Genomic DNA, 26,393 nt, shown 5'->3' with positions numbered 1-26,393 from the left:
ATGGCGGATGACCCCAAAGTCCTCACCACCGCCGGCGTGGAGACCTTCCTCGATGTCGGCAACCCGCCGATTGATCTGCTGCGGGTACAGCCGGGCATACCTATCGAGGATGCCTACGAGCAGGTTTCGATACTGCTGGGCTATATCAAGCACCTGGTGCGCGAGGGCGATATGGAGGATGAACACAAGTTGCTGGGCGCAGCGGACTACCTGAGTGCCTTGGCCAAGGCGTTGATGAACGATATCGAGATGGCCAGGAACCGGTTGCATTGACCTCAAGGGCCCTATCGCTGGCAAGCCAGCTCCCACAGGTTCACCCCAGTGCTTGAAACCGGTGGCGTACCTGTGGGAGCCGGCTTGCCGGCGATGAGGCCGGTATCGACAAAATTCCTTTGGACAGCTGGCAGCTTTTTGTCGATAGCAGCCCAATCAGCTGATTCCCTCGCCGCGCATCCCTGTTCGGATGCGACAGGATGTTGGAATGGGAATTGCTGTGATTCAGAAACATTGATCACAGTGCAGAGGCAACAATGACTCAGGATGACTGTTTTTACATGATCTTCGTTGTAGCTGCTGTGCTGATCCTGGATCTGGTAGCGACTTTAGTGTTTCTGAAGCTCCTCGTTTGACCCACTCGCGGGCTCAGCCACACCCCGAACCGGGGTATCGTGGCAATTGGGTTCGAGAAGGCGTATTACAAACGTCCAGCGCTCGGTGTTCTGCGCAGCAGGGTAGGTACCTACTGCGGACACCTCTTCATTGTGATCACTCCTTGACTCCGATCACGGGTGGCGCAACTGGATTTGGCATGATGCCAATGCCGCTGGAGGATGAATCATGCAGATTCTCGATGCACGTAAGGCCATGCGCGTACCACCGCTGTTTCGGCTCGGCTTCAGACCTTTCTTCCTGCTGGGCAGCCTGCTCGCGCTTCTAGCGATTCCTCTCTGGATCACCGCATTGCTGGGCATGCAGGCTCTGCCACAGCCCATGGGCGGATGGCTGGCCTGGCATCGCTATGAACTGGTGTTCGGCTTTGCCGGTGCCATCATCGTCGGCTTCCTGCTCACCGCAGTGCAAACCTGGACGGGTCAGCCCAGCCTGTCCGGCAAGCCTCTGGCCGCTTTGGTGGCCATCTGGATGTTGTCCCGGCTGGCCTGGTGGCTGGGTTCGCCTGCGTTGCTGATCCTGGCCAACGTAGCCTTCCTGGTCGCGGCGACAGGGGTCATGGCTCGCCTGCTCTGGGCGGTGCGCCAGCGCCGCAACTACCCGGTTGTCGCCGTGCTGGCCCTGTTCACGTTGGCCGACCTGCTGGCGCTCGTCGGGGTCGCTCAGGGGCAGGATAGCTGGCAGCGGCAGGGCGTCTGGGCCTCCGTCTGGCTGGTGGCGGCAATGATGGGGTTGATCGGTGGCCGAGTGATTCCCTTCTTCACCCAGCGCGGATTGGGGCGGGCGGCCATGGTCCAGCCCTGGCCTTGGCTGGACTGGGCGCTGCTGGGGCTCACCGCGTTGCTGGCTGTCCTGTATGCCGCCGGTGCAGGACTGGCGCCGCAGCCATGGCTGGCGTTGCCATTCGCCGCGCTGGCGCTCGGTCATGGCATCCGCCTGGTGCGCTGGTTCGATGCCGGTCTGTTGCGCGTGCCGCTGCTGTGGTCGCTGCATCTGGCCTATGCGTGGATTGTCGTCGCCTGCATGGGCATGGCGCTCTGGCATGGCGGGCTGATCGCCGGCGCCAGCCAGGCGCTGCATGCGCTGACGGTCGGTGCCACGGGCGGCATGATTCTGGCGATGTTGGCGCGGGTGTCGCTGGGGCATACCGGCAGGCCGCTGGAATTGCCGCCCGGGCTGGCCCTGGCCTTCTTGCTCCTCAACCTGGGCGGTCTGTTCCGCGTCTTCGCCGTCGGATTTCTGTATGTGCCGTCGCTGTGGCTGTCGGCCACCTGCTGGGCCTGCGCCTTCGGCCTGTACCTCTATCGCTACGCCCCCATGCTATGTCGCACCCGCGCCGACGGTCATCCCGGATGAGGAGCTGAAATGGTCTACCTGCTGCTGAAGTTCGCTCACCTGGCCGCTGCCGCCTTCTTCATCGGTGGCGTGTTCTTCGAAGTGATGATCCTCAGCCGGGCTGCGCGCAGCCTGGAGCCCGGGCCGCGCGAGCAGCTGTCCACGGCGCTGGGGCAACGGGCGCGCAAGGTCATGCACTGGGTGGTGCTGGTGCTGTTTGGGGCCGGCCTGGGGTTGGCCTGGCATTATCGCGCCGCGCTGGCCGAACCCTTCGCCAGCAGCTTCGGTACGCTACTGACGGTGAAGATCTGCCTGGCCTTGAGCATCCTCGGGCATTTCCTCGGCGTGGTCTTCCTGATGCGCACAGGCCGCATGACCCCGGCACGTTCACGGCTGATCCACCTCAGCGTGCTGCTGCAGATGCTGGGCATCCTGTTCCTGGCCAAGGCGATGTTTCTGCTGAGCTGGTAGGTGTCGTCAGCAAGGACCCCGGCCCTGAACGAGGATTCGCTCCCTGAGTGAACTTGGCCTTTACTGTAACGGTCGAACACCGTCAAAACCGCGGTACGTAGCGATGTTTCGAGCATCGTCTACAGTGCGGCTACTTCCCTATACGCAAGGAAACACACATGGCGACGCGTCGATTTGCCGTTGCAGCAGTCACTTCAATTGCATTGGCACTGGGCCCTTGCCTGGCATTCGCGGACCCCGGTAAAGGCAAGGGACAAGGCCACGGGAACTCAGGTGGCAACAAGAGCAGCGCTGCCTACGATGATAAGCATGGAGCGCCTTCAATAGATCGAGGTGATGTACTTGGCATCCTGAGCGGATACCGCAGCTACTGGACGCCGGGAAAAGCGTTGCCCCCAGGTATCAAGAAAAACCTGGCTCGCGGAAAACCGCTACCGCCCGGTATCGCCAAGAAGCTCGATGGCAGATTGATAAGCCAGCTTCCCTATTATGAGGGCTACGAGTGGATGCAAGCGGGCGCCGATCTGATCCTCGTTGCCGTTGCCACCGGGATCATCTATGAGGTGCTGGATCGCGCGCTGGATTGAGTGAGCCAGGCGCTGCCGTCTTCCGGGGATGCTCCCTGACAGATATAGCGAACAAGCATATTGCCCATACAGGTTGAGGGGTAATATGGATGATCACAAAACTAAAACAAGGGTTACACGCATTCGCTACTTGTTCGACCTGTTTGATGGGGGGCAGGAGTGTGTCGCGTGAAGCGCTCAACGCCGCTAGCAAGCGCAATATTGATGTCGGCCTTTGCAACGATCTTCATGACGGGATGTGCACAAAACCCTGATGTCCGGGCGGGCCACGATTACACCTCAGGCACCACCCAAAGAAGCGCACCTGATTACCTGGGGTGCGTAAAAGGCGAATTGCAGAGCGATGCAACTACGTTCGAAGTCGGAACGGGTGATTCGGTCAAGCTCTTCGTCGATAGCAAGGATCCCAATAAGGCCAACGGCCTTATAGAGCTGCAGGGGTCTGGTGCGCATCGGCAATTCACAGCCTATCAACGGGATGCCTGGTATGACCATGGGCGACTGCTCGATGCTGCGCTGATGTGCTCGAAAGCGTAGCGGCTGTTGCTGTAGCAAGGTAGAACAAAAAGCCCGCCCTCTGGAGTGCGGGCTTTTTGTGATGGGTGCTGATCCATCAGCGCCGTGGATTCTACGGGAGTTGCCGGCGTTTTGAATTCGACGGAAGTCTTGCGTGTGCACTACCTTGGTTGATTAGTACTTTGCCAAGAGCGTGGTTAAAATGCGTCAGGTCCTTATCGGTCAATTGCAAATGCTCAATTTTCGTATTCTTTTCTGTGCCGCTCTGGGTGTCAGCCTGGTGGGTTGTGCCAATCCCGGAAAGCCGACGGCCAGCAAGCTTACTCACAAGACGCCCAGCGAATATGCGGCCTGTGTGTTGCCAAAATGGCAGGCAGTGGCGCCGCTCACCACGCAGAAGTCCATCGCCCATGGCTACCGGCTGATTGCGCCCAGCGCGGTCACCTCGGACGAGGTGCTGGAAGTTGTCGAGTACCGCGAAGGTAGCCGTGCCACCTTCTACAAAGGGAGCTTCCTGTCGGGCGACAAACTGCGCCAGGCCGCAAGGGATTGTCTGGAGTGATCCCTGGCGACCCGCGCGGTCGCTAGTAACCAGAACCTCCCACACCGCCCATGCTTGGCAGCGGCTGCCTGGCCCTGTATTGCGCATTGCTCCATTCGGCACAGGTCATGAAATCGGTCTTGTCGACCTTGCCGTTGGCGTCGAAGCTGACGTTGAAGGGTTGTTTCTGGCCTGACTTGGCCAGCATGTAGTCGAAACACGTACCCGGTACGACTGTGCGGTCGGACACTGCATCGGGCTTGCCACCGATTTGCATGACCTGATCTTTGCTCATCCCGGTATTCACTTTCGACACCAGCGGATTGTCCTGGTAGAGCGAGGCGTTGGTCGAGCACCCGGCCAACGCTGACAAGGCGAACATCAATGCGTATGTCGATTTGTTCATGACAGTGCTCCCGTATTGAGAACGCCGGCAAGGCACTTCATCGATCCAGTCGGCTCTTCATCATACGCTTGTACCGCCGCACCCGGCGTAACGGCTAGCCGCAGTTACCCGGCGGTTGATCAGCGGGGGCAGGAACTGGCCCGGACACGGGCTGATCTATCAGCCGGTTCAATGCCCCCGCAGTGTTTACTCGTCAGTTTTGTTCAAGCGCTGGCATTGCAGTTCTGCAGCGGTCTTGCTGGGGTAACTGGGCTTCAGGCGCTCCTTCGCGTGGTTGTCATAGATGTCGAAGCCACCGCATACGGTCGCCGCGTAATACCTGCTACCGACGCGAAAAGACTCCTTTTCGATCGGCACAGCCGGAACGATAACGAATCTTGGTTGCATGTTTCGTGCCTCCCCAGGCAGAGACCTAAGTATTAGTTCGTGCGTGGGTAACCATCAAGGTTGCTCATGAATATTTGGACTTGCGAAACAAGACTCATTGGTCGAATCCTGCAGGCGTTTTCCAAAAGAGTTCTCCGAAGGCTCTGGGGCGCGTATCCTGTTGAAATAATTCAGACCTGATGATGTACCCGATGAACACACTTCCGTCGCAGCGCAATGCGGAACGCGGGGCGTTCTGCAGTTTCGAGGCGTGTCGCAATACCCAGAAGGGCCCCGTGATCATTCTTGCCTCGGGCGCTTCTGCCAAACAGTTCCCGCTGGCAGAGTTCGCTCACCTGCCCGTGATTGCCATGAATGGATCAGTCTCACTTACCGCGGCGTGTGGCGTGAAACCGTTCTTTTATGTCTGCACCGACAAGAGCTTTCGCAAGCAACAACCGGCACTGTTTGCCCAGGCCTTGCGCGACAGCCAACGCCTGGCGCTGTGGCCGGAACAGTTCGTCGATGCCGACGTGCCCCCCGACACACAGTGCTATCCCTTGCACAAGGCCGAGAACCCAGGTGTGCTGGACGGCTTGCGCGGGCATGGCGACAGGCATGTCTGCAACCGTTCGATCTGGAGCAAACGGGCGCGTTCGATCGCCTTCAGCAAAGACATGTCGAACGGCTACTACGATGCGCGCACGGTGGCTTACGTCGCCCTGCAGCTGGCTTATCACCTGGGTTTCGAGCAGGTGCTGCTGGTGGGCGTGGATCTCGACCAGAACGCGGGTCGCTTTTATGAGAGCGGCGCGGGGGAGCGCTCGCCCTGTGGGCTCGATCAGCACTGGGAGAGCCGCATCCTGCCGTCGCTGACCTTGATGGCCCAGCAGGTGGTAAACGCGCATTTCCGTGTCTACAACCTGTCTGCGACCTCGCGCATTCCCCCCTCGTTGATCCCCAGGATCGACCTGGCTGAAGCACGTCGCATCGCTCTTTGAGGATTTGCCGCACAAGAAACGGGGTGCGCCAGCCAGCGTGCGGCGTTAGAGTGCGCAGAACGTGTTTTGCCATGGAAAACCGCTCTATGTCTTGTGCCTTCACCCTTTTGCAATCCCCGGTCGGCACCTTGACGCTGGTGGCTCGCGGCGAACGGCTTGCTGCCGTGCTGTGGGAAGAAGAGCGTGAAAACCGCGTGCGCCTGGGTGAACTGCACCGGGATGACCAGCACCCGATCTTGCGCGAGACGGCGCGACAGCTGGGCGAGTACTTCGCCGGCACCCGCCAGCGCTTCGAACTTGCGCTGGATTTTGCCGGCACCGAGTTCCAGCGCCAGGTGTGGGCCGCGTTGTTGACCATACCTTTTGGCCAGACCCGAAGTTACAGCGATATCGCCCGGCAGATCGGCAACCCCAGCGCCGTGCGTGCGGTGGGCGCGGCCAACGGGCGCAACCCGATTTCGATCATCGCGCCCTGCCACCGGGTGATCGGTGCCTCCGGTAGCCTGACCGGGTTTGCCGGTGGTTTGCCGGCCAAGCAGTACCTGCTGGCACTGGAAGGGCGCCAGAGCCTGGCCCTGGACTTCTGATCGACGCCCCACCTGCCATTCACGTGGCTGGGTGCGGGGCGAAGCGCTGGCGGAACCAGTCGTTCAACATGGCCTTCTCGGCGTACAGGCGGTCATTGCTGCTGGCCATGCGGCCTGGGCGGCTGAGGTACATCTTGTCGCTGACCCGCTCCTGGGCTTGCTGGTCCGGTTTACCGGGCTGGCTGAGCGTGTAGCTGAGGTCGATGGTCGGCCAGGTGATATCGCGCATGAAGCGCACATCGTAGGCGCGGCTGTGCCACGGCTCGAAACGGCCGGCCAGGTCTATGTCACGGATGTCGATCACCAGCTGCTGGCCTGGCTGCAGGTAGCGCTGGCCAAGCGTCTGCAGATACTGGGTGAGGGTCTTCATCACGTAGTCGTCGGCGCCGCGTTCGTAGCCGGCGCTGTCCAGGCTGGCGTCGCGAAATTTTTCCGGATGATCGAAACGCACCTCGACCTGCGCAGGTGAGGTGCCTTGTGCCATGCTGTTCAGAGAGAGCGCCATGAGCACGGCACACACAAGGGTGTTACGCATCATGCACCTCCGGGGCGTACTGCGTTTCGCTCCATTTTACGCCTGCCCGGATGCGGCAGCTGAGGAAGATTGTAATGAGCCGGTTTCGGCGCATAGCCGCCAACAGCAAGGGACGCGACCTGGCCGTGGGCGACATCCACGGCCATTTTCAGCGCCTGCAACAGTGCCTGGATCGAGCGAATTTCGACCCTGAAACGGACCGCCTGATCAGTGTCGGCGACCTGGTCGACCGTGGCCCGCACAGCGCCGAAGCGTTGGCGTGGCTGGCCAAACCCTGGTTCCACGCGGTGCAGGGCAATCACGAGTCGTTGGCGATAACCTACCTGTACGGAGGGCGCCTTGACCTGGAGATGTACCGTGCGGCCGGAGGCGGCTGGTTTCTCGACCTGCCCAGGCATGAGCAGGAAGTGTTCGTCGAACAGTTCCTGCAACTGCCCATTGCCCTGGAGGTACAGACGACAGCCGGGTTGGTCGGCGTGCTGCATGCAGACAGCCCGTTCAACGACTGGGCCGCCTTGCGCGAGAGCCTGCTGTTCGATGACGACGCGCGTGTTCGGGAGGTTTGCCAATGGTCTCGGCAGCGTCTCAAGGACGGTGATACCGAGCCCGTCGCCGGGCTGCGCGCCTTGCTGGTCGGGCACACGCCGGTGATGCAGGCCAAGCGGTTGGGCAATGTCTGGCACCTGGATACCGGCGGCTGGGCCAGCGGACATTTCACCTTGCTGGACCTGGCAAGCCTGACGGTGGTCACTCCCGCAGCGTGACCTCGGACTCCGCTTCCATCGCGCAGGGCTCCTTGCACCTGGGCACGTGTTACGTGCCAAGAGCAGGTATAGATCGACCACGGCGGGTAGCTGATATTGTTTGGCTATCGGTGCTCGCGGCGCTTCAAGCGAACCGCGATAGGTGCCTTGCCAGGCCGCGTGGCAGCGGGGCTGGGGCCCGTACAGTTTTTGCTGCTGGCTGTATCTTGACCCTGCAGCCGCTAGTCGTCTGAATGTGAGCCTGAACATCAGGAATACCCAAATGGATCTCTCGAGCCTGTTGCTTTTCATCCCTGCCTGCTTCGCCCTGAATATGGCGCCGGGGCCGAACAACCTGCTGTCGCTGCATAACGCCAGCCGTTACGGGCTGCGCGTGGCCTGTGTGGCCGGTGGTGGGCGCCTCGTCGCCTTCAGCGGCATGATCGCCCTGGCGGCCATGGGCCTTGCCGTGGTGCTGCACACCAGCGAATACCTGTTCCTGGCAATCAAGGTGGTTGGCGCGGCCTACCTGTTCTACATCGCCTGGCAACTGTGGCGCGCCCAGGTGGGCGAGGCGGTGGTGGCCAGCGACCATCCCCGCGGGACCTGGCGCTTGGCGCGCCAGGAATTCTGGGTGGCAGCCGGCAACCCGAAGGCCATTTTGATCTTCACCGCCTTCCTGCCGCAGTTCGTTTCGGTAGGCAGCGCCACGCCGGTGAGTGAGCAATTCCTCTGGCTGGGCGTGCTGTTCCTGCTGCTGGAATGGGCCGCCATCGCTATTTATGCCGGCCTCGGTGCGTATATGCAGCGCTGGTTCAGCCAACCAGGGCCGCGCCGGCTGTTCAACCGGGTCAGCGCCTCGCTGCTGGGGTGTGCCGGCCTCGGGCTGCTGGCCGCACGCCGCTAGAACTGCCAGCGCACCCCCAGGTTCACGCCGCTGGCTTCCTGCTGGCGGCTGTCCAGGTTGCTGCTGTACTGCACGCCGCCGTGCAGGCTCAGCGCCGGATTGACCTGGGCGACCAGGCCCCCTTCGAGCTGCACCGAGGTGTAGCGGTAATCGGTCTTGATCTTGTCCACGTCATCGAACGTCAGCGTGTCGCGGCCCCCGTCGCCGTGCCACAGGTCGAGCTGCGCATAAGGCTGCAGCAAATGCCCACCGCGACCTGTGAAGGCGCCCTCCAGACGCATACCCAGCCGACCGGTCAGCTCGAGCTGGGCGTCATGGCTGACATGCGAAACGCTGTCGTTGGCACTGTCCAGCGAGACTTTCTGGGCAATCAACTGCGCTTGTGGCTCCAGGCTCCAGCGTTCGGACAGGTGGATCGGGTAACCGGATTCCAGCGAGGCGCTCCAGGCGTCGCCGTCGATGTCCAGCTGGTCGCCGCGGTCGGAGCGGGCACGGCCGTCCAGGCGCGTGTACTGCACGACCGCATCCACGTAGCCGCGCGCTGGCCCAACCAGCGTCCAGTACCCGCCGACGCTGTCGCCATCGAGCCTCAGGTCACCGACACTGCGGTCCTCCCTCGCCAGGGCAAACCCTTTGATGTCGCCTTCCAGGCGGCTGTGGCTGACATACACGCCGACATGATGGCGATACCCCCCGTCACTGACCTTGGCATACAGGTCCTGGCCGACCTTGAAGCCATACAGGTCGCCATCCAGGCTCGGGGCGACCGTGCCACTCCATTGCTGGCGCAGGTTGCCGCCATACGCCTGGCCCCAGCTGGCAGGCACGCCGCCCTGGCCTTTGAGCAGTTGTTGGTCGCCCTGGCGCTGGTGGAAGGTGCCGAGGGCCTGGCGGGCGATGATCGCGGCGCCGCGTGGCGCGGCGGCGTAAACCGGTACTTCGGGCCGGTACAGCGGCAAGCTGGCAGCGGCCACCGGAGGCGGCAGATCGGGCTGGCCCGGCGCGGGGGCCGCCACGGGCGGTGTTGCTGCGGGCTGCTCGGTCGGCGCCTGCGGGGCCTCGGGCGGAATGCCAGGCTCCTCGATCGGCGTGCCAGGCTCAGGAGGTGTCGGTGTCGGTGTCGGTGTAGGTGCCGGCGTTGCTGCGGGTGCGGGTGGCGCTACCAGCGTCGAACGCAGATACCAGCTGTTCTCGGAGCCTGCGGTGACACCGCCCTTGAACAACCGGTAATCATAGGCGCCTGCCGACAGCGTCTGGGTCTGGACGAAGGCGGTGTTGCTGCTGGTGGCGCCGTCCCGCGCCTCGACCACCTGGATGCCGTTTTGCGGCGTCGCAGCCCCCGCGCCCCCGAGGTTGTTGACCAGCAGGCGGGTGCTGCCACCGATGGCGCCCTGGCTGACCACCAGCCGGTCGGACGGTGCGCCATCACCGGCCAGCACGCTATTGACCCGCAGCACGCCGTCATTGCCCTGGTAATCGCCATTGATGGTGAGCCGGCCCTGGGCGTCATTACCGCCGCCGAGGTCGATCGTGCCGGCGTTGACTACCGCCGCACGTTGCCCCTGGGTGAATGCTGTCACGGTGCCCTGACGAGAGAACAAGGTGCTGCTGGCATCGAGGTTCAACGACCCTCTGCCACTGCTGGCGTCCCCCAAGACAAGGCTGTCATCGAGGGTGAGGCGACTGTTTTCGCCTACGTTGACTGTTTCCCAATTGGGATACAGGGCGCCGCCGACGATTTCGCTGTTGGCAAAGCGCAGGCTGTCATTGCCATCGCCACCGTCAAGGGTGGCGGTCAAGGTACTGGCGTCGAGGTTGCTGATCGTCGCCTGATCATCCCCCAGGCCCATGTCGACGCGGCCACCAATGCTGCCTCCGGACCAGCTGAAGACGTCATTCCCGGCGCTGGCAAGGACATTGCCGCTCAACGTCCCACCCGTGATAGAGATGTTGTCCACGCCACCACTGGTGCTGATGTTGCCGCCGATGGTGCCACCGCGCAGGATGATGGTGTCGTTGCCGAACCCGCTCACCAGGTTGCCATCGATCGCCGTGGCGACGGCCGTGTCCTGGGACATCTCGAAGAAGTTGTCGGCGAGCTTGAGGTCCACGCGGCCGATGCGCCCGCCGCTGAAAACGGCCCGGTCGCCATCTTCGAAAGCGCCGACGATGCGCCCATCGGACATGTTGAACGTGTCAAAGCTTTCACCCTGGTTCAGCGACTGGATCGTCCCGCCGGTCATGGTGAAGTCATCGATGGCCTGGGTCTGCACCACAGGCCCCAAGGTATCGCCAGCGGAAACTCGCAGGTCCTGGGCATGGCCAAGCAGGGGCAGGGTGAGTAGAGGAAGAGCGGCAGGGGCAAGCAGGCGTGAATAACGCATCGGCAGGTCTCCGAGTCCATGTAGGATGGACCACCGCTGGAACCGCGCCATCGGGCGCAGTTCCGGCCCTGCCGGAGTTGTAGGTAATTACCGGATAATCGGCAACTGGCAAAAATGCTAGGTAGCCAATGGCTATCAGTCGCGATAGAACGTTTGCACCAGGTGATAACCGAACTTGCTCTTGATCGGCCCATGCACCACACGCAAGGGTTTCTTGAAGATCACCTGGTCGATGGCACCCACCAATTGCCCAGGGCGTACTTCGCCCAGGTCGCCGCCGCGCTTGCCCGACGGGCAGGTGGAGAATTTCTTGGCCAGCACGTCGAAGGCCTCGCCGTTGGCGATGCGCTGCTTGAGCTTTTCGGCTTCGTCAGCGGTCTTGACCAGGATGTGGCGGGCTTGAGCTTTCATGGGACACCTGTGCTTCGGGGCAAAAAAAAGGCCGCCATTATGCCTGATCACGCAGCTCCGTGCGGTCGCGAAACTGCTCCAGCGCCTCGGGATTGGCCAGCGCGTCGGTATTTTTCACGGGCAGGCCGTGCACCACGTTGCGGATGGCCAGCTCCACCAGCTTGCCACTGACGGTGCGCGGCATGTCGTCGACCTGGACGATCACGGCCGGCACATGGCGCGGGGTGGTGTATTGGCGGATCACCTGGCGAATGCGCTGGCGCAGCGGCTCGTCGAGCTGCAGGCCCTCACGCAGGCGCACGAACAGCACCACCCGGACATCGCCTTGCCAATCCTGGCCGATGGCCACGCTTTCCAGTACCTGCTCGACCTTTTCCACCTGGCGGTAGATTTCCGCCGTGCCAATGCGCACCCCGCCAGGGTTGAGCACGGCATCGGAGCGGCCATGGATGACCATGCCGCCGCTGGGGCGAAGTTCGGCATAGTCGCCTTGCGCCCAGACCCCGGGGAACTGGCTGAAGTAGGCCTCGAAGTAACGGCTGCCATCTTCGTCATGCCAGAACCCAAGGGGCATCGACGGGAAGCTGCGGGTACACACCAGCTCGCCTTTTTCCCCGATCACCGGCTGGCCGTGCTCGTTCCAGACCTCCACGGCCATGCCCAGGCCCTTGCAGGCGATCTCGCCACGGCGCACCGGCAGGGTCGGGTTGCCCAGCACGAAGCAAGACACGATGTCGGTGCCGCCTGACATCGACGCCAGGCACAGGTCGCCCTTGATCTTGCCGTACACGTAGTCGTAGGTGTGGGGCGACAGCGGCGAGCCCGTGGAGAGCAACAGCCTCAAGCTGTCCAGGCGATGGCTGTGCCTTGGGTGCAAGCCTTGCTGTTCCAGGGTGGCCAGGTACTTGGCGCTGGTGCCGAAGGCGTGGATGCCTTCGGCGTCGATCAGGTCCATCAGCCGTTCGGCGCCTGGGTGCAATGGTGAGCCGTCATACAGCACCAGCGTGGCGCCGACGGCCAGGCCGCTGGCCAGCCAGTTCCACATCATCCAGCCACAGGTGGTGTAGTAGAACAGCACCTCGTCGGCCTTGAGGTCGTTGTGCAGGCCGTGTTCCTTGAGGTGCTGCAACAGTACACCGCCAGCCCGGTGGACGATGCACTTGGGCACGCCGGTGGTGCCGCTGGAGTAGAGAATGTACAGCGGGTGGTCGAACGGCAGCGGGGTGAAGACGGGGACTCCACCTGGCTGGTAGACGTCATCCCACAGGCTGACCTGGGCCGCGTTGAAGTCCTCGGCACGGGTGTGCTCGCGGGTGTAGGGCACCACGATCAGATGTGCAAGTCCCGGCAGCTGCTCGCAGACCTGGTTGATCTTGTCGACCTGGTCGATCGCCTTGCCGGCGTATTGGTAGCCCGCGCAGACGATCAGCAGCTTCGGCTCGATCTGGCCGAAACGGTCGATGATGCCGTGCACGCCGAACTCCGGCGAGCAGCCCGACCAGACCGCGCCGAGGCTTGTGCAGGCCAGCATCGCGACCAGGGTTTCCCAGGTATTGGGCATGACCGCGGCAATGCGGTCCCCCGGCACGATGCCCATGGCCTTGAAGGCCTGCTGCAACCCGGCGACCTCGGCGGCCAGCTGTGCATGGCTGAAGGACCGGCGCCGACCGTCCTCGCGTACGGCAATCACGGCTGGGCGGTCGTCACGGCGGCGCAACAGGTGTTCGGAGAAGTTCAGCGTGGCATCGGCGAACCAGCGGGCATCGGGCATCTGCGCGCCTTCGCTGAGCACCTGGGTGGGCGGGGTATGCCAAAGGACTTGGAAATAGTCGGCAAGGGTCTGCCAGAAGGCTGCACGCTGCTCGATGCTCCAGCGGTGCAGGTCAGCGTAATCATCGAGCTGCAGGTTGTAGCGCAGGTTGACCCGGCGGCGGAAGGCATCCATCCGGCTGGCTTTGATTTGCGCCGGGGAGGGGCGCCAGAGCACATCGTTCATGCCGAACCTCCAGACGTGGGGCCGGGCCCTGTAGGGGCGGGGCTGGCGGACAGCGACACCCGCGAAGTGGGCGGTGAATCCACGGCCTCTTCGCGGATCAATCCGCTCCTACAGGATAGCGGGGATGCTTACTCCGCCTTGGCCTTTTGCACGTCCTCGGAGGCCGACCATACGCGGTAGCGTACTTCGACGCCGTCCGGCACATAGACCACGACGGGCAGCTTGCTGTTGTAGCGCAGCATGAAACCTTCGCCGACCACAGGCACGAATGCCTCGGTCTTCTTGCCATCCGGGCAGGCCATCAGGGTGCTGGCCGGGCCACCGACCTTGTCCAGGCGGTAGTAGGTGTAGCCCCAGCCTTCCAGGGTACGTTCCTCCAGGCTGCCTGCCAGGCGTTGACGGTTGCAGTCGACCTGCAAGGTCTTGCCCGCCAGGATTTCAAGCTTGTGGGTCGACTCATCGGCCTGTGCCGGCAGGTGGATCACCTGCCGGGTAAAGCCTTTTTCGGCCTCAGGATAGGGCGCGACGTCTTTCAGGCTGGCAGCCATCACCGGGGCGGCGGCCGCCAGGGCCAGGGCGAACATCGCGGACATTTGGGTTGGGCGCATAGGGCCTCCTTGCAATTGAACAGGTGCAAGACCGCCGCCAGGCCCAGGCTGCCCGTCATTGGGCCAACCAGCCGCCATCGACGTTCCAGGCGGCGCCGCGGACCTGGCTTGCGGCCTCGCTGCACAGGAATAGTACCAGCTCGCCCAGGTGCTCGGGGGGGACGAAGGACAACGACGGTTGCTTCTCTGCCAGCAGATCCGCTTGCGCTTGCTGCGCGTCGACGCCCTTGGCGGCGCGATCGTCGATCTGTTTCTGCACCAGCGGGGTCAGCACCCAACCGGGGCAGATGGCGTTGCACGTGACGTTGCTGGTAGCGGTTTCCAGGCCCACCACCTTGGTCAGGCCAACCACCCCATGCTTGGCCGCCACATACGCCGCCTTGCCGGTGGAACCGACCAACCCGTGCACCGAGGCAATGTTGACGATCCGCCCCCAGTTGCGCGCACGCATGCCGGGCAGGGCCAGGCGCGTGCCATGGAACACGGCCGACAGGTTCAGGGCGATGATCTTGTCCCAGCTTTCCACCGGGAACTGCTCGACCGGCGCCACATGCTGGATGCCGGCGTTGTTGACGAGGATGTCGACCCCGCCGAATTCCCGCTCGGCCAGGGCGAACAGCGCCTCGATCTGGGCCACGTCGGACAGGTCGGCCGGGTGGTGCGCAACCTTCACCCCGTGCTCGGCAATGGCGGCCAAGGCCGGTGTCGGGTCGCCGAACCCGTTGAGCAGGATGTTCGCGCCAGCGCGCGCCAGTGCCTGGGCGATCCCCAGACCGATGCCGCTGGTGGAGCCGGTAACCAGTGCAGTCTTGCCTTTGAGTGTCATGCAAACATCTCCTTGGACTTAGCTTTTGGGACCTAGCTTTTTGGACTATCAGCTTCTTGGGTCGAACGCCTCGCGCAGGGCGTCGCCGATGAACACCAGCAGCGACAGGATCACCGCCAGTGCAAAGAACGCGGTGAAGCCCAGCCATGGCGCTTCCAGGTGCTGCTTGCCCTGGGTCACCAGTTCGCCCAGCGACGCACTCCCGGCCGGCATGCCGAAGCCCAGGAAGTCCAGCGCCGTCAGCGTGGTGATCGCGCCGGTGAGCATGAACGGTACATAGGTCAGGGTGGCATTCATCGCATTGGGCAGGATATGCCGCAGCATCACCTGGCTGTCTGGCAGTCCCAGTGCGCGTGCGGCCTTCACGTATTCCAGGTTGCGTCCACGCAGGAACTCGGCGCGCACCACATCGACCAGGGTCAACCAGGAGAACAGCGCCATGATCCCCAGCAGCCACCAGAAGTCCGGCTCGACGAAACCGCTGAGGATGATCAGCAGGTACAGCACCGGCAACCCCGACCACACCTCCAGAAGGCGCTGGCCGAGCAAGTCGACCCAGCCACCGTGATAGCCCTGCAGGGCGCCGGCGACCACGCCCACCAGCACGCTGACCACGGTCAGGGCGAAGGCGAACAGCAGTGATATCCGCGTGCCATAAAGCACCCGCGCCAGCACGTCGCGGCCCTGGTCATCGGTACCCAGCCAATTGCGGGTGCTCGGCGGGCTCGGGGTGGGCACCTGCAGATCGTAGTTGGGCGTGTCGGCGCTGAACGGGATCGGCGCGAACAGCATCCAGCCGCCCTGGCCCTCGATCAGCTGGCGGACATAAGCACTTCGGTAGTCCGGCTGGAACGGCAACTGGCCACCGAACTGCTGCTCGGTGTAGCGCTTGAGTGCCGGGACGTACAGTTCGCCCTTGTAGCCAAGCAACAGCGGTTTGTCGTTGGCCACCAGTTCCGCGCCCAGGCTCAGCAGCAACAGGCCGGCGAACAGCCAGAGCGATATCCAGCCACGGCGGTTGCGGCGAAAGCGTTGCAGGCGGCGATGAGAAACCGGCGAGAGCATCAGTGCGTCCTCGCGTCGAAGTCGATGCGTGGGTCGAGCAGGGTATAGGACAGGTCGCCGATCAGGCGAATCAACAAGCCCGCCAAGGTGAAGATGAACAAGGTGCCGAACACGATCGGATAATCACGCGATACCGCCGCCTCATAGCTCAGACGGCCCAGGCCATCGAGCGAGAAGATCACCTCGATCAGCAGCGAGCCGGCAAAGAACACGGTAATCAGCGCCTGCGGCAACCCGGCCAGCACCAGCAGCATGGCGTTGCGCAGCACATGGCCGTAGAGCACGCGCCGTTCGCTCAGGCCCTTGGCCTTGGCGGTGACCACGTACTGGCGGGAAATTTCGTCGAGAAAGGCGTTCTTGGTCAGCAGGGTGAGGGTGGCGAAGCCGCCGATCACCAGCGCTCCGACGGGCAGCACCAGGTGCCAGAAATAGTCGGCGAGCTTGCCCAGCAAGCTCAGTTGGTCGAAGTCCTCCGACACCAGCCCGCGCACCGGGAACCAGTTCAACGAGGTGCCGCCGGCGAACAGCACGATCAGCAACAGGGCGAACAGGAACGAGGGCAGGGCATAGCCGATCACGATCAGCGCACTGCTCCAGGCATCGAAGCGGCTACCGTGGCGCACCGCCTTGCGGATGCCCAGCGGGATCGACACCAGGTAAGTGATCAGCGTGGCCCAGAAGCCCAGCGACAAGGTTACCGGCAGCTTGTCGAGGATCAGGTCGGTGACCTTGGCACCGCGAAAGAAACTCTGGCCGAAATCCAGCCGGGCGTACTGGCCGAGCATCAGCCACAGGCGCTCGCTGGCGGACTTGTCGAAGCCGTACTGGCGCTTGATCTCCTCGATCAGCTTCGGGTCCAGGCCCCGGGTGGCGCGAGACTCGCTGTGCACCACCTCCGCGCGGGCACCCGGTGCGCCGCCACCCAGGCCTTGCAAACGTGCGACAGCCTGCTCCACCGGACCACCCGGTGCGGCCTGGACGATGGCGAAATTGACCAGCAGGATCGCCAACAACGTGGGAATGATGAGCAGCAGGCGGCGCAGAATGTAGGCGGTCATGGCGTGGCCTTCTGGCGTTCGGCCATTTGCTCGTTGGTCAGCGCGTCCGGGCTGATCTCCCACCAGCTGTCCAGCCCCTCGTCATAGGCGGGCTGGACCTTGGGCAGGCCGAAGCGGTTCCACCACACGGTCGAGCTGCCGGGCGGGTAGTAGTTGGGCACCCAGTAGTAGTTCCACTGCAGCACCCGGTCCAGGGCATGGGCGTGGCGCAGCATGTCGGCCTGGGTGCTGGCGCGGACCAGGCCGTCGACCAGGCGGTCCACCGCCGGGTCCTGCAGCACCATCAGGTTGTTCGAGCCGGGGTCGTGGGCCGCGGCGGAGCCGAAGTAGTTGTACATCTCGGCGCCCGGCGACAGGGTGACCGGGTAGCCGGTGACGATCATGTCGTAGTCGCGGGCCATCACCCGGTTGATGTACTGGGCCGAGTCGACATTGCGGATGTTCAGGGTGATGCCGATCTGCGCCAGGTTGCGCTTCCAGGGCAGCAGCAGGCGCTCCATGCCGGACTGGCCATTGAGGAAGGTGAATGCCAGTGGCTGGCCCCCGGCGTTCACCAGGCGATCACCGTCGGGGTTCCAGCCCGCCTGCTGCAACAGGGCGAGCGCCTGCAGCTGTTGCGGGCGGATGATGCCCGAGCCATCGGTGACCGGGGCGCTGAACACCTGCCTGAACACCTCGTCAGGCACCTTGCCGCGCAAGGGTTCGAGCAGTTTCAGCTCCTCGGCGTCGGGCAGCGCGCGGGCGGCCAGCGGGGTATTGGCGAACACGCTCTGCTGGCGGATGTACATATTGCGCATCATCTGCCGGTTGCTCCATTCGAAGTCCCAGAGCATGGCCAGCGCCTGGCGCACGCGGCGGTCCTTGAACTGAGGCTGGTCGAGGTTGAACACGAAGCCCTGGGCAGTCTGCGGCTTGGCCGGGCCCAGGTGGGCACGCTGCAGGCGACCGTCGTCCAGTTGCGCGCCGTTGTAGCCGAGCGTGTAGGCGGTGGCGGAGAACTCGCGGTTGTAGTCGTAGCCGCCGCCCTTGAGCACCTGGCGGGCGACTTCGGTGTCGCCGAAGTACTCGATGCGAATGCGTTCGAAATTGTAGCGGCCACGGCTGACCGGCAGGTCCCGGGCCCACCAGTTCGGGTCGCGCTCGAAGGTGATGCTGCGGCCGTTGTCGATGCGGCCGATACGGTAGGGGCCACTGCCGATGGGCTTTGCGAAACCGGCGCCGTTGGCGAAGTCGCGGTCGGGCCAGTCGTGCTCGGGCAGCACCGGCAGGCTCGCCAGGTCCAGGGCCAGGGTACGGCCGTGGGGTTGCTTGAGGTCGAAGCGAACCCGGTGGGCACTCTCCACCGTGACGCCGGCGACATCGGCGAACTGGGTGCGGTACTTGAGGCTGCCCTGGGCCATCAGCTTGTCGAAGGTGAAGCGCACGTCTTCGGCGCGCACCGGCTTGCCATCGGCGAACGTGGCCCGTGGGTCGATTTCGAAGCGCAGCCAGGCGTCATCCGGGCCCCGTTCCATGCGCTGGGCAATCAGGCCATAGACGGTGTAGGGCTCATCGAACGAACGCACGGCCAGCGGTGCATACAGCCAGCCATCGACCTCGCTGACGCCGGTGCCTTTGTCGATATACGGCAGGATGTGGTCGAACTGGCCAATCTCGATGGCCGAGCGGCGCATCAAGCCGCCCTTGGGGGCGTCGGGGTTGACGTAGTCGAAGTGGCGGAAGCTTGCGCTGTAGCGGGGGGCTTCACCGTAGACGGTGAGGGCGTGGGTAGGGGCGGCGTTGGCAGGTAGCGCAAGGCTGACCAATAAAGGCAGCAGGGTTGTACACAAAAGGTGCAAACCCAGTAGGCCACTGTGGGAGCGGGCTTGTCCCGCGAAAGCGCCAGCAGCAACGGCATCGTTGACCTTGCTGGCGCATTCGCGGGACAAGCCCGCTCCCACAGTAGACAGCGTCAAGGGTCGGACTCAGTCCTGACGGCTGGTCACTTCCAGCAGGTGGTAGCCGAACTGGGTCTTGACCGGGCCTTGCACGGTGTTCAGCGGCGCGCTGAAGACCACGGTGTCGAACTCCTTGACCATCTGGCCTGGACCGAACGAGCCCAGGTCACCGCCTTGACGGCTGGACGGGCAGGTGGAGTTGGCTTTGGCGATTTCAGCGAAGTCGGCACCGGCTTCGATCTGGGCTTTCAGTTCGTTGCACTTTTCTTCAGAGCTAACGAGGATGTGGCGGGCAGTGGCGCGTGCCATGGGTACTACTCCTTGGGGTGAAAAGGGCAAGCCTAGCGCACTTGCTTGGGAAATGTCTCGCAAGGCTTGCCGCGTGTTTCCTACAAGCTCGCGGCTGCACCGCGAAGCAGGGTTTCGGTCGCCGTCCAGCCCAGGCAACCGTCGGTGATCGACACGCCGTACTTCAACGGGCCCTTGCCCAGCGCCTGGCAGCCATCGAACAGGTGCCCTTCGAGCATCATCCCGACGATCGAAGTGTCACCGGCCAGACGCTGGGCCAGCACCTCTTCGAACACGGCCGGTTGCCGCGCCGGGTCCTTGCCGCTGTTGGCGTGGCTGCAGTCGACCATGATCCGCGCCTGCAGGCCCGCCTTGGCCAGCCCCTGGCGGGCTTGGGCAAGGCTGTTGGCATCGTAGTTCGGGCCTTTGTGGCCACCGCGCAGCACCAGGTGGGTGTCCGGGTTGCCCAGGGTCTCGATGATCGCCGGGTGACCCTGCGCATCCATGCCGAAGTGGCGGTGCGGGGCTGCTGCGCTGCGCATGGCATCGCAGGCAATCGCCACGCCACCGTCGGTGCCGTTCTTGAAGCCGACCGGCAACTGCAGGCCACTGACCATTTCCCGGTGGATTTGCGATTCGGTGGTGCGCGCGCCAATCGCGGCCCAGCCCAGCAGGTCATCGAAGTAGCCGGCCGCCATGGGCTGCAGCAGTTCGGTGGCAATCGGCAGGCCGCGTTCGATCATGTTCAGCATCAAGCCACGAGACAGGGCGATGCCGGCATGCATGTCGTCGCTGCCGTCCAGGTGCGGGTCGTAGGCCAGGCCCTTCCAGCCCACCGTGGTACGGGGCTTTTCCACGTAGGCGCGCATCACCAGCAGCAGCTTGTCGTCGACTTCGCGGCTGAGGGCGGCCAGGCGGTCGGCGTATTCCAGGGCCGAACGTGGGTCGTGGATCGAGCACGGGCCGACGATCACCAGCAAGCGTTCATCTCGGCCTTCGAGAATGTCACGGATAGCCTGGCGGTGGCTGTGGACCTGCTGGGCGAGCTCGGTGGGCAGCGGCATCTGCTGCTTGAGCAGGTGCGGGCTGGGCAGGCGCTGGCTGACGGTGGTGTTGGCAGCCTGCGGTTGGGTCAGGGGCAGAGCGAGGTTCGAAGCGTGCATGGCGTAGGTTCCCTGGGCGGACGGCGGGTTCTGGCCCGCGTGGTCGGCCCTATCGAGGTGTTCGACTAGTCGTTGATTGATTGTCTGCAGCATTGCCACCCGTGATGGACCGATCGGAGGCGGCAGGCTGGCCCGAACGGGATTGGCTAAATCGCCAGGCGTAGGTGCTTGCGTAGTAATAAGTGGCGTAGTTCATGAATCTGTCCTCAAGATGAATCGGTAATTGTCAAAGGCCTGAAAAGCAAAACCCCCGGTCGGGGAGCCGACCGGGGGTTTGAGTATTCTCATGTTCGGCGGCCCCTCGAAGGTGGGCGCCGTGTGGGTATCGGCGCCTAGTGGCTAAACCAATACCCGAAATAAAAGCCAGCAGTTGCCTTGCAGCCAGCAACGGCCAGCACAGGGCGCAGGGTGCGACCGGTGTGGTTGGCGTGGTTGCGGGTGTGTTTCGGCATGTTGCTCTCCAGTGAATGAGCCCGAGCTTACTTCAGGTGATGGGCCGCGTTCAATGGATAAATGCTATGGGGTCGATCATTTGTGCCTTGGCTTGCAGAAAACGGATAGCGCTTTGCAACCAGCGGATATTGCCGCCAGCCCGCCAGCCCTAACCTGACCCGGTCTGAACAATAACAATGGAGACCCTGGCCATGTCCCTGGGATTCGACTACCTCAATGCCATGCTCGAGGACGACCGTGAACAGGGCATCTACCGCTGCAAGCGCGAGATGTTCACCGACCCACGCCTGTTCGACCTGGAGATGAAGCACATCTTCGAGGGCAACTGGATCTACCTGGCCCACGAAAGCCAGATCCCCGAGAAAAACGACTTCCTCACCCTGACCATGGGGCGCCAGCCGATCTTCATCGCGCGCAACAAGGACGGTGAGCTCAATGCCTTCCTCAACGCCTGCAGCCACCGCGGCGCCATGCTCTGCCGGCACAAGCGCGGCAACCGCTCAAGCTATACCTGCCCGTTCCACGGCTGGACCTTCAACAACAGCGGCAAGCTGCTCAAGGTCAAGGACCCGAGCAACGCCGGCTACCCGGACAGCTTCAACTGCGACGGCTCCCACGACCTGACCAAGGTCGCCCGTTTCGAGTCGTACCGGGGCTTTTTGTTCGGCAGCCTCAACGCCGACGTCAAACCCCTGGTCGAGCACCTGGGCGAGTCGGCCAAGATCATCGACATGATCGTCGACCAGTCGCCCGAAGGCCTGGAAGTGCTGCGCGGTGCCAGCTCGTACATCTACGAAGGCAACTGGAAGCTCACTGCCGAGAACGGTGCCGACGGCTATCACGTCAGTTCCGTGCACTGGAACTACGCCGCCACCCAGAACCAGCGCAAGCAGCGCGAGGCGGGCGACGAGATCAAGACCATGAGTGCCGGTGCCTGGGCCAAGCAGGGCGGTGGCTTCTATTCCTTCGACCACGGCCACCTGCTGCTCTGGACCCGCTGGGCCAACCCCGAGGATCGCCCCGCCTACGAGCGCCGCGATCAGCTCGCTGCCGACTTCGGCCAGGCCCGTGCCGACTGGATGATCGAGAACTCGCGCAACCTGTGCCTGTACCCGAACGTCTACCTGATGGACCAGTTCAGCTCGCAGATCCGCATCGCCCGGCCGATTTCGGTGAACAAGACCGAGATCACCATCTACTGCATCGCGCCCAAGGGCGAGAGCGCCGATGCCCGCGCCAAGCGCATCCGCCAGTACGAAGACTTCTTCAATGTCAGCGGCATGGCCACCCCGGACGATCTTGAGGAGTTCCGCTCCTGCCAGACCGGCTACGGCGGCGGCACCGGCTGGAACGACATGTCGCGCGGCGCCGCGCACTGGGTCGAGGGCGCCGACGAGGCCGCCCGGGAGATCGCACTCAAGCCGCTGCTGTCGGGCGTGCGCACCGAGGATGAGGGCCTGTTCGTGCTGCAGCACAAGTACTGGCAGGAAACCATGATCCAGGCGCTCAAAGACGAGCAGCCACTGATCCCCGTGGAGGCCGTGCAATGAGCCTTCATGAAACCGTGCGCGACTTCCTCTACCGCGAAGCGCGCTACCTGGACGATGCCCAGTGGGACCAGTGGCTGGAGCTGTACGCCAGCGATGCCAGCTTCTGGATGCCGTCGTGGGACGACAACGACCGCCTCACCGAGGACCCGCAAAGCGAGATCTCGCTGATCTGGTACGGCAATCGGGGAGGTCTCGAGGACCGGGTGTTCCGCATCAAGACCGAGCGTTCCAGCGCGACCGTGCCGGACACCCGCACCTCGCACAACATCAGCAACATCGAGATCGTCGAGCAGGGCGAGGGCAGCTGCCAGGTGCGCTTCAACTGGCACACCCTGAGCTTTCGCTACAAGACCACCGACAGCTACTTCGGCACCAGCTACTACACCCTCGACCTGCGCGGCGAGCAGCCGCTGATCCTGGCCAAGAAGGTGGTGCTGAAGAACGACTACGTGCGTCAGGTCATCGACATCTACCACATCTGAATCGAGGCAACGCGAGCTGCCCGGTGTGCCTGTTGGCGCGCCGTGGCCAGCCTCGCCCGCGAGGTGCAACATGAGCTTCCAGATCGCGCTTAATTTCGAAGACGGGGTCACCCGCTTCATCGAGGCCAGCGGCCATGAAACCGTGGCCGACGCCGCCTACCGCCAAGGCATCAACATCCCGCTGGACTGCCGCGACGGCGCCTGCGGCACCTGCAAGTGCAAGGCCGAATCCGGGCGTTACGACCTGGGTGACAACTTCATCGAAGACGCCCTGAGCGAGGAGGAGATCGCCGACGGCTACGTGCTGACCTGCCAGATGCGCGCCGAAAGCGACTGCGTGGTGCGCATTCCGGCGTCCTCGCAGCTGTGCAAGACCGAACAGGCCAGCTTCGAGGCGGCCATCAGCGACGTGCGCCAGCTGTCGGCCAGCACCATTGCCTTGTCGATCAAGGGCGAGGCCCTGAGCCGCCTGGCGTTCCTGCCGGGGCAGTACGTCAACCTCAAGGTGCCCGGCAGCGAGCAGAGCCGGGCCTATTCCTTCAGCTCGCTGCAGAAGGATGGCGAGGTCAGTTTCCTGATCCGCAACGTGCCGGGTGGTCTGATGAGCAGCTTCCTCACCAGCCTGGCCAAGGCCGGCGACAGCATGAGCCTGGCCGGCCCCCTGGGCAGCTTCTACCTGCGCCCGATCCAGCGTCCGCTGTTGCTGCTGGCCGGAGGCACGGGCCTGGCGCCTTTCACGGCGATGCTGGAGAAGATCGCCGAGCAGGGCAGCGAGCACCCGCTGCACTTGATCTACGGGGTCACCAACGACTTCGACCTGGTCGAGCTGGACCGCTTGCAGGCCCTGGCCGCGCGCATCCCCAACTTCACCTACAGCGCCTGTGTGGCCAACCCCGACAGCCAGTATCCGCAGAAGGGCTACGTGACCCAGCACATCGAGCCGCGCCACCTCAATGACGGCGATGTCGATGTGTACCTGTGCGGGCCACCGCCGATGGTCGAGGCGGTCAGCCAGTACGTTCGCGAGCAGGGGATCACCCCGGCCAACTTCTACTACGAAAAGTTTGCTGCGGCGGCTTGAGGTTAACCGGTGCTGCTTTTGTGGGAGCGGGCTTGCCCTGCGAACACGGGCGCAGCCCGTGCCATTCAACGTGGCGCCTGCTTCGCGGGACAAGCCCGCTCCCACAGGGTTTCCCTCGGCATGGAGAAATACCGATGAATTCAAGATTCCATAAGAAAGTCGCCCTGGTCACCGGCGCCGCCCAAGGCATCGGCCGTGGCGTGTGCTGGCGGCTCAAGGCCGAAGGCGCGCAAGTGGTGGCAGTAGACCGCTCCGAACTGGTCCACGAACTGGCCGGCGAAGGCATGCTGACCCTCACCGCCGACCTCGAACAGCACGCCGACTGCGCCCGGGTCATGGCCACGGCGGTCGAAACCTTCGGCCGCCTCGACATCCTGGTCAACAATGTCGGCGGCACTATCTGGGCCAAGCCCTTCGAGCACTACGCGGTGGAGCAGATAGAGGCCGAAGTACGCCGCTCGCTGTTCCCCACCCTGTGGTGCTGCCACGCCGCGCTGCCGTACATGCTCGAACGCGGCAGTGGCGCCATCGTCAACGTCTCGTCCATCGCTACCCGTGGCGTCAATCGCGTGCCCTACGGCGCAGCCAAGGGCGGCGTCAACGCACTCACCGCGTGCCTGGCCTTCGAAACTGCCGGCCGTGGCATCCGCGTCAATGCCACCGCACCCGGCGGCACCGAGGCACCGGCGCGACGGGTGCCGCGCAACACCGCCGAGCAGAGCGAACAGGACAAGGCCTGGTACCAGCAGATCGTCGACCAGACCTTGAGCAGCAGCCTGATGCACCGCTACGGCAGCATCGACGAACAGGTCGGCGCGATCCTCTTCCTGGCGTCCGACGAGGCCTCCTACATCACCGGCGTAACCCTGCCGGTAGGGGGCGGCGACCTCGGCTGAGCAGTCCCAGCACGCTTTTTCTCCACAAAAACAACAAGAGAGACAGATGCCATGCGAACACTCGACGTGCACCCGATCATCGACAATGCCCGCTTCAGCCGCTTCCACTGGATGGTCATGGCCTGGTGCGGCCTGCTGCTGATCTTCGACGGCTACGACCTGTTCATCTACGGCGTGGTCTTGCCGGTGATCATGAAAGCGTGGGGCCTGACCCCGTTGCAGGCCGGCGCCCTGGGCAGCTACGCGCTGTTCGGCATGATGTTCGGCGCGCTGGCCTTCGGCAGCCTGGCCGACCGTATCGGGCGCAAGAAAGGTATCGCCATCTGTTTCGCCTTGTTCTCGGGGGCGACCATCCTCAACGGCTTCGCCAGCAGCCCGAGCGAATTCGGCATCTACCGTTTCATCGCAGGCCTTGGCTGTGGCGGCCTGATGCCCAACGCCGTGGCGCTGATGAACGAATATGCGCCCAAGCGCCTGCGCAGCACCCTGGTGGCGATCATGTTCAGTGGTTATTCGCTGGGCGGCATGCTGTCGGCGGGGGTCGGTATCTTCATGCTGCCGCGCTTCGGCTGGGAGTCGATGTTCTTCGCCGCCGCCGTGCCGCTGCTGCTGTTGCCGGTGATTCTCTACTACCTGCCTGAGTCGATTGGCTTCCTGGTACGCCAAGGCCGCACCGAGGAAGCCCGCAAGCTGCTCAAACGCCTCGACCCAACCTGCGACATCCAACCTGACGACACCCTGCAGGCCTCGACTGTGGGAGCGGGCTCGTCCCGCGAAAGGGCCGGCAAGTTCAGCGCCGTCCTCGACCTGTTCCGCAATGGCCTGGCCACCCGCACCCTGGCCCTGTGGCTGGCGTTCTTCTGCTGCCTGCTGATGGTCTACGCGCTCAGTTCGTGGCTACCAAAACTGATGGCCAACGCCGGCTACAGCCTGGGTTCGAGCCTGTCGTTCCTGCTGGCCCTGAACTTCGGCGGCATGGCCGGGGCGATCCTCGGCGGCTGGCTGGGCGACCGCTACAACCTGGTCAAGGTCAAGGTCGCGTTTTTCCTGGCGGCAGCGCTGTCGATCAGCCTGCTGGGCGTCAACAGCCCGATGCCGGTGCTGTACCTGCTGATCTTCATCGCCGGCGCCACCACCATCGGCACGCAGATCCTGCTGTATGCCGGCGCCGCCCAGCTGTACGGCCTGTCGGTGCGCTCCACCGGCCTGGGCTGGGCCTCGGGCATCGGCCGCAACGGCGCCATCGTCGGCCCGCTGCTTGGCGGTGCGCTGATGGGCATCAACCTGCCGCTGCAACTCAACTTCATCGCCTTCGCCATCCCCGGCGCCATCGCCGCGCTGGCCATGGCCGTGCACCTGGCCAGCGGCCGGCGCCAGGCCCAGGCGGCGACGGCCTGACTTTTCACTGACTAACTGGAGCTTTTGCATGACAAGCCCGACCATCGAACGGCTGGACGCGATCATCGTCGACCTGCCGACCATCCGCCCGCACAAGCTGGCCATGCACACGATGCAACAGCAGACCCTGGTG

29 protein-coding genes are annotated in these 26,393 nt (G+C 63.7%); 16 read left to right on the top strand and 13 right to left on the bottom strand.

What is annotated here, in order from left to right:
* From PMI38_RS15425 to PMI38_RS15400, 6 genes are all read left to right on the top strand, one after another.
* Positions 1 to 273 (top strand): DUF3077 domain-containing protein (locus tag PMI38_RS15425; protein ID WP_008095660.1); only part of this gene is annotated, 273 nt, incomplete at its 5' end.
* 564 nt (positions 274 to 837) lie between these two features.
* Complete coding sequence (locus PMI38_RS15420) at positions 838 to 2,025, top strand: NnrS family protein (RefSeq protein ID WP_008095658.1); 1,188 nt, start codon at positions 838 to 840, stop codon at positions 2,023 to 2,025.
* 9 nt (positions 2,026 to 2,034) lie between these two features.
* The gene (locus PMI38_RS15415; RefSeq protein ID WP_008095657.1) at positions 2,035 to 2,475 is read left to right on the top strand and encodes a CopD family copper resistance protein; all 441 of its coding nucleotides are present in this window, start codon (positions 2,035 to 2,037) and stop codon (positions 2,473 to 2,475) included.
* Positions 2,476 to 2,633: 158 nt separating this feature from the next.
* Positions 2,634 to 3,062: an anti-virulence regulator CigR family protein gene (locus tag PMI38_RS15410; protein WP_008095655.1), complete on the top strand. Its 429-nt coding sequence runs from the start codon at positions 2,634 to 2,636 to the stop codon at positions 3,060 to 3,062.
* Positions 3,063 to 3,230: 168 nt separating this feature from the next.
* Positions 3,231 to 3,599, top strand: a complete 369-nt coding sequence (locus tag PMI38_RS15405; protein WP_043273723.1) for a hypothetical protein — start codon at positions 3,231 to 3,233, stop codon at positions 3,597 to 3,599.
* Between the two features lie 181 nt (positions 3,600 to 3,780).
* Positions 3,781 to 4,140: a hypothetical protein gene (locus PMI38_RS15400; protein ID WP_008095654.1), complete on the top strand. Its 360-nt coding sequence runs from the start codon at positions 3,781 to 3,783 to the stop codon at positions 4,138 to 4,140.
* Between the two features lie 22 nt (positions 4,141 to 4,162).
* Here the strand turns inward: PMI38_RS15400 and osmE are convergent, their stop codons facing one another.
* Together osmE and PMI38_RS15390 are read right to left on the bottom strand one after the other, a co-directional pair.
* The gene (gene osmE, locus PMI38_RS15395) at positions 4,163 to 4,525 is read right to left on the bottom strand and encodes an osmotically-inducible lipoprotein OsmE (protein ID WP_008095652.1); all 363 of its coding nucleotides are present in this window, start codon (positions 4,523 to 4,525) and stop codon (positions 4,163 to 4,165) included.
* Positions 4,526 to 4,711: 186 nt separating this feature from the next.
* The gene (locus tag PMI38_RS15390; RefSeq protein ID WP_008095650.1) at positions 4,712 to 4,912 is read right to left on the bottom strand and encodes a hypothetical protein; all 201 of its coding nucleotides are present in this window, start codon (positions 4,910 to 4,912) and stop codon (positions 4,712 to 4,714) included.
* Positions 4,913 to 5,103: 191 nt separating this feature from the next.
* On the opposite strand from PMI38_RS15390, the gene PMI38_RS15385 reads away from it, so the two are divergent.
* Together PMI38_RS15385 and PMI38_RS15380 are read left to right on the top strand one after the other, a co-directional pair.
* The gene (locus PMI38_RS15385; protein WP_043273721.1) at positions 5,104 to 5,892 is read left to right on the top strand and encodes an LPS biosynthesis protein; all 789 of its coding nucleotides are present in this window, start codon (positions 5,104 to 5,106) and stop codon (positions 5,890 to 5,892) included.
* A gap of 86 nt (positions 5,893 to 5,978) precedes the next feature.
* Entirely contained in the window at positions 5,979 to 6,479 is a 501-nt protein-coding gene (locus PMI38_RS15380) for a methylated-DNA--[protein]-cysteine S-methyltransferase (protein ID WP_008095646.1), read from the top strand.
* Positions 6,480 to 6,498: 19 nt separating this feature from the next.
* Here PMI38_RS15380 and PMI38_RS15375 read toward each other — a convergent pair whose 3' ends face one another.
* Complete coding sequence (locus PMI38_RS15375) at positions 6,499 to 7,014, bottom strand: DUF3016 domain-containing protein (protein WP_008095644.1); 516 nt, start codon at positions 7,012 to 7,014, stop codon at positions 6,499 to 6,501.
* 74 nt (positions 7,015 to 7,088) lie between these two features.
* Between PMI38_RS15375 and PMI38_RS15370 the strand changes: the two genes are divergently transcribed.
* Together PMI38_RS15370 and PMI38_RS15365 are read left to right on the top strand one after the other, a co-directional pair.
* The gene (locus tag PMI38_RS15370; protein ID WP_008095641.1) at positions 7,089 to 7,778 is read left to right on the top strand and encodes a metallophosphoesterase; all 690 of its coding nucleotides are present in this window, start codon (positions 7,089 to 7,091) and stop codon (positions 7,776 to 7,778) included.
* A gap of 262 nt (positions 7,779 to 8,040) precedes the next feature.
* Positions 8,041 to 8,664: a LysE family translocator gene (locus PMI38_RS15365; RefSeq protein ID WP_008095640.1), complete on the top strand. Its 624-nt coding sequence runs from the start codon at positions 8,041 to 8,043 to the stop codon at positions 8,662 to 8,664.
* On the opposite strand, the gene PMI38_RS15360 is transcribed toward PMI38_RS15365, so the two are convergent.
* The 10 genes from PMI38_RS15360 to PMI38_RS15315 all read right to left on the bottom strand — a co-directional run bounded on the left by PMI38_RS15360 (position 8,661) and on the right by PMI38_RS15315 (position 20,400).
* Positions 8,661 to 11,048 carry an autotransporter family protein gene (locus PMI38_RS15360; protein WP_008095638.1) on the bottom strand — a complete coding sequence of 796 codons (2,388 nt, stop codon included), beginning with the start codon at positions 11,046 to 11,048 and terminating at the stop codon, positions 8,661 to 8,663. The genes PMI38_RS15365 and PMI38_RS15360 overlap by 4 nt on opposite strands.
* A 135-nt stretch (positions 11,049 to 11,183) precedes the next feature.
* Positions 11,184 to 11,459, bottom strand: coding sequence for a peptidylprolyl isomerase (locus PMI38_RS15355; protein ID WP_008095636.1), 276 nt, complete (start codon positions 11,457 to 11,459; stop codon positions 11,184 to 11,186).
* Between the two features lie 37 nt (positions 11,460 to 11,496).
* On the bottom strand, positions 11,497 to 13,455 hold the full coding sequence (locus PMI38_RS15350; RefSeq protein ID WP_008095632.1) for an acetoacetate--CoA ligase: 1,959 nt from the start codon (positions 13,453 to 13,455) through the stop codon (positions 11,497 to 11,499).
* A gap of 128 nt (positions 13,456 to 13,583) precedes the next feature.
* The gene (gene eco, locus PMI38_RS15345) at positions 13,584 to 14,063 is read right to left on the bottom strand and encodes a serine protease inhibitor ecotin (RefSeq protein ID WP_008095631.1); all 480 of its coding nucleotides are present in this window, start codon (positions 14,061 to 14,063) and stop codon (positions 13,584 to 13,586) included.
* Between the two features lie 55 nt (positions 14,064 to 14,118).
* On the bottom strand, positions 14,119 to 14,889 hold the full coding sequence (gene hbdH, locus PMI38_RS15340; RefSeq protein WP_008095630.1) for a 3-hydroxybutyrate dehydrogenase: 771 nt from the start codon (positions 14,887 to 14,889) through the stop codon (positions 14,119 to 14,121).
* Positions 14,890 to 14,937: 48 nt separating this feature from the next.
* The gene (locus PMI38_RS15335; protein WP_008095629.1) at positions 14,938 to 15,954 is read right to left on the bottom strand and encodes an ABC transporter permease; all 1,017 of its coding nucleotides are present in this window, start codon (positions 15,952 to 15,954) and stop codon (positions 14,938 to 14,940) included.
* On the bottom strand, positions 15,954 to 17,012 hold the full coding sequence (locus tag PMI38_RS15330; protein ID WP_008095628.1) for a microcin C ABC transporter permease YejB: 1,059 nt from the start codon (positions 17,010 to 17,012) through the stop codon (positions 15,954 to 15,956). The genes PMI38_RS15335 and PMI38_RS15330 overlap by 1 nt, the downstream gene beginning before the upstream one ends.
* Positions 17,009 to 18,841: an extracellular solute-binding protein gene (locus PMI38_RS15325; protein ID WP_238540199.1), complete on the bottom strand. Its 1,833-nt coding sequence runs from the start codon at positions 18,839 to 18,841 to the stop codon at positions 17,009 to 17,011. Before PMI38_RS15325 ends, PMI38_RS15330 begins: the two co-directional genes overlap by 4 nt.
* Positions 18,842 to 18,976: 135 nt before the next feature.
* Positions 18,977 to 19,258, bottom strand: a complete 282-nt coding sequence (locus PMI38_RS15320) for a peptidylprolyl isomerase (protein ID WP_008095626.1) — start codon at positions 19,256 to 19,258, stop codon at positions 18,977 to 18,979.
* 80 nt (positions 19,259 to 19,338) lie between these two features.
* A complete protein-coding gene (locus tag PMI38_RS15315; protein WP_008095625.1) occupies positions 19,339 to 20,400 on the bottom strand; it encodes a 3-deoxy-7-phosphoheptulonate synthase in 1,062 nt (353 codons plus the stop codon).
* A gap of 644 nt (positions 20,401 to 21,044) precedes the next feature.
* On the opposite strand from PMI38_RS15315, the gene benA reads away from it, so the two are divergent.
* The 6 genes from benA to PMI38_RS27930 form a co-directional block, all read left to right on the top strand.
* The gene (gene benA / locus PMI38_RS15310; RefSeq protein ID WP_008095624.1) at positions 21,045 to 22,403 is read left to right on the top strand and encodes a benzoate 1,2-dioxygenase large subunit; all 1,359 of its coding nucleotides are present in this window, start codon (positions 21,045 to 21,047) and stop codon (positions 22,401 to 22,403) included.
* The gene (gene benB, locus PMI38_RS15305; RefSeq protein ID WP_008095623.1) at positions 22,400 to 22,885 is read left to right on the top strand and encodes a benzoate 1,2-dioxygenase small subunit; all 486 of its coding nucleotides are present in this window, start codon (positions 22,400 to 22,402) and stop codon (positions 22,883 to 22,885) included. Before benA ends, benB begins: the two co-directional genes overlap by 4 nt.
* A 70-nt stretch (positions 22,886 to 22,955) precedes the next feature.
* Positions 22,956 to 23,966, top strand: a complete 1,011-nt coding sequence (benC, locus tag PMI38_RS15300; RefSeq protein WP_008095622.1) for a benzoate 1,2-dioxygenase electron transfer component BenC — start codon at positions 22,956 to 22,958, stop codon at positions 23,964 to 23,966.
* A gap of 134 nt (positions 23,967 to 24,100) precedes the next feature.
* The gene (locus tag PMI38_RS15295) at positions 24,101 to 24,862 is read left to right on the top strand and encodes a 1,6-dihydroxycyclohexa-2,4-diene-1-carboxylate dehydrogenase (RefSeq protein WP_008095621.1); all 762 of its coding nucleotides are present in this window, start codon (positions 24,101 to 24,103) and stop codon (positions 24,860 to 24,862) included.
* A 51-nt stretch (positions 24,863 to 24,913) separates the two neighbouring features.
* Positions 24,914 to 26,260: an MFS transporter gene (locus tag PMI38_RS15290; RefSeq protein WP_008095620.1), complete on the top strand. Its 1,347-nt coding sequence runs from the start codon at positions 24,914 to 24,916 to the stop codon at positions 26,258 to 26,260.
* 28 nt (positions 26,261 to 26,288) lie between these two features.
* Positions 26,289 to 26,393, top strand: a 105-nt coding sequence (locus PMI38_RS27930; RefSeq protein ID WP_008095619.1) for a hypothetical protein, incomplete at its 3' end; no start/stop codon positions are given.

Origin of the sequence: Pseudomonas sp. GM84, from assembly GCF_000282535.1 — a bacterium.
GTDB lineage: Bacteria > Pseudomonadota > Gammaproteobacteria > Pseudomonadales > Pseudomonadaceae > Aquipseudomonas.
The sequence above is the reverse complement of the archived record's forward strand: the minus strand, read 5'-3'. Positions and strand labels throughout refer to the sequence as shown.

Excerpts from the sequence above, each read along its gene's own strand:
- PMI38_RS15370 (WP_008095641.1), top strand. The coding sequence starts at position 7,089 with ATGAGCCGGTTTCGGCGCATAGCCGCCAACAGCAAGGGACGCGACCTG.
- PMI38_RS15330 (WP_008095628.1), bottom strand. The coding sequence starts at position 17,012 with ATGACCGCCTACATTCTGCGCCGCCTGCTGCTCATCATTCCCACGTTG.
- hbdH (WP_008095630.1), bottom strand. The coding sequence starts at position 14,889 with ATGACACTCAAAGGCAAGACTGCACTGGTTACCGGCTCCACCAGCGGC.
- osmE (WP_008095652.1), bottom strand. The coding sequence starts at position 4,525 with ATGAACAAATCGACATACGCATTGATGTTCGCCTTGTCAGCGTTGGCC.
- PMI38_RS15315 (WP_008095625.1), bottom strand. The coding sequence starts at position 20,400 with ATGCACGCTTCGAACCTCGCTCTGCCCCTGACCCAACCGCAGGCTGCC.
- benA (WP_008095624.1), top strand. The coding sequence starts at position 21,045 with ATGTCCCTGGGATTCGACTACCTCAATGCCATGCTCGAGGACGACCGT.
- PMI38_RS15320 (WP_008095626.1), bottom strand. The coding sequence starts at position 19,258 with ATGGCACGCGCCACTGCCCGCCACATCCTCGTTAGCTCTGAAGAAAAG.
- PMI38_RS15295 (WP_008095621.1), top strand. The coding sequence starts at position 24,101 with ATGAATTCAAGATTCCATAAGAAAGTCGCCCTGGTCACCGGCGCCGCC.
- PMI38_RS15290 (WP_008095620.1), top strand. The coding sequence starts at position 24,914 with ATGCGAACACTCGACGTGCACCCGATCATCGACAATGCCCGCTTCAGC.
- PMI38_RS15385 (WP_043273721.1), top strand. The coding sequence starts at position 5,104 with ATGAACACACTTCCGTCGCAGCGCAATGCGGAACGCGGGGCGTTCTGC.
- PMI38_RS15360 (WP_008095638.1), bottom strand. The coding sequence starts at position 11,048 with ATGCGTTATTCACGCCTGCTTGCCCCTGCCGCTCTTCCTCTACTCACC.
- PMI38_RS15335 (WP_008095629.1), bottom strand. The coding sequence starts at position 15,954 with ATGCTCTCGCCGGTTTCTCATCGCCGCCTGCAACGCTTTCGCCGCAAC.
- PMI38_RS15410 (WP_008095655.1), top strand. The coding sequence starts at position 2,634 with ATGGCGACGCGTCGATTTGCCGTTGCAGCAGTCACTTCAATTGCATTG.
- eco (WP_008095631.1), bottom strand. The coding sequence starts at position 14,063 with ATGCGCCCAACCCAAATGTCCGCGATGTTCGCCCTGGCCCTGGCGGCC.
- PMI38_RS15415 (WP_008095657.1), top strand. The coding sequence starts at position 2,035 with ATGGTCTACCTGCTGCTGAAGTTCGCTCACCTGGCCGCTGCCGCCTTC.
- PMI38_RS15355 (WP_008095636.1), bottom strand. The coding sequence starts at position 11,459 with ATGAAAGCTCAAGCCCGCCACATCCTGGTCAAGACCGCTGACGAAGCC.
- PMI38_RS15365 (WP_008095640.1), top strand. The coding sequence starts at position 8,041 with ATGGATCTCTCGAGCCTGTTGCTTTTCATCCCTGCCTGCTTCGCCCTG.
- PMI38_RS15400 (WP_008095654.1), top strand. The coding sequence starts at position 3,781 with ATGCGTCAGGTCCTTATCGGTCAATTGCAAATGCTCAATTTTCGTATT.
- PMI38_RS15420 (WP_008095658.1), top strand. The coding sequence starts at position 838 with ATGCAGATTCTCGATGCACGTAAGGCCATGCGCGTACCACCGCTGTTT.
- benC (WP_008095622.1), top strand. The coding sequence starts at position 22,956 with ATGAGCTTCCAGATCGCGCTTAATTTCGAAGACGGGGTCACCCGCTTC.
- PMI38_RS15390 (WP_008095650.1), bottom strand. The coding sequence starts at position 4,912 with ATGCAACCAAGATTCGTTATCGTTCCGGCTGTGCCGATCGAAAAGGAG.
- PMI38_RS15350 (WP_008095632.1), bottom strand. The coding sequence starts at position 13,455 with ATGAACGATGTGCTCTGGCGCCCCTCCCCGGCGCAAATCAAAGCCAGC.
- benB (WP_008095623.1), top strand. The coding sequence starts at position 22,400 with ATGAGCCTTCATGAAACCGTGCGCGACTTCCTCTACCGCGAAGCGCGC.
- PMI38_RS15375 (WP_008095644.1), bottom strand. The coding sequence starts at position 7,014 with ATGCGTAACACCCTTGTGTGTGCCGTGCTCATGGCGCTCTCTCTGAAC.
- PMI38_RS15380 (WP_008095646.1), top strand. The coding sequence starts at position 5,979 with ATGTCTTGTGCCTTCACCCTTTTGCAATCCCCGGTCGGCACCTTGACG.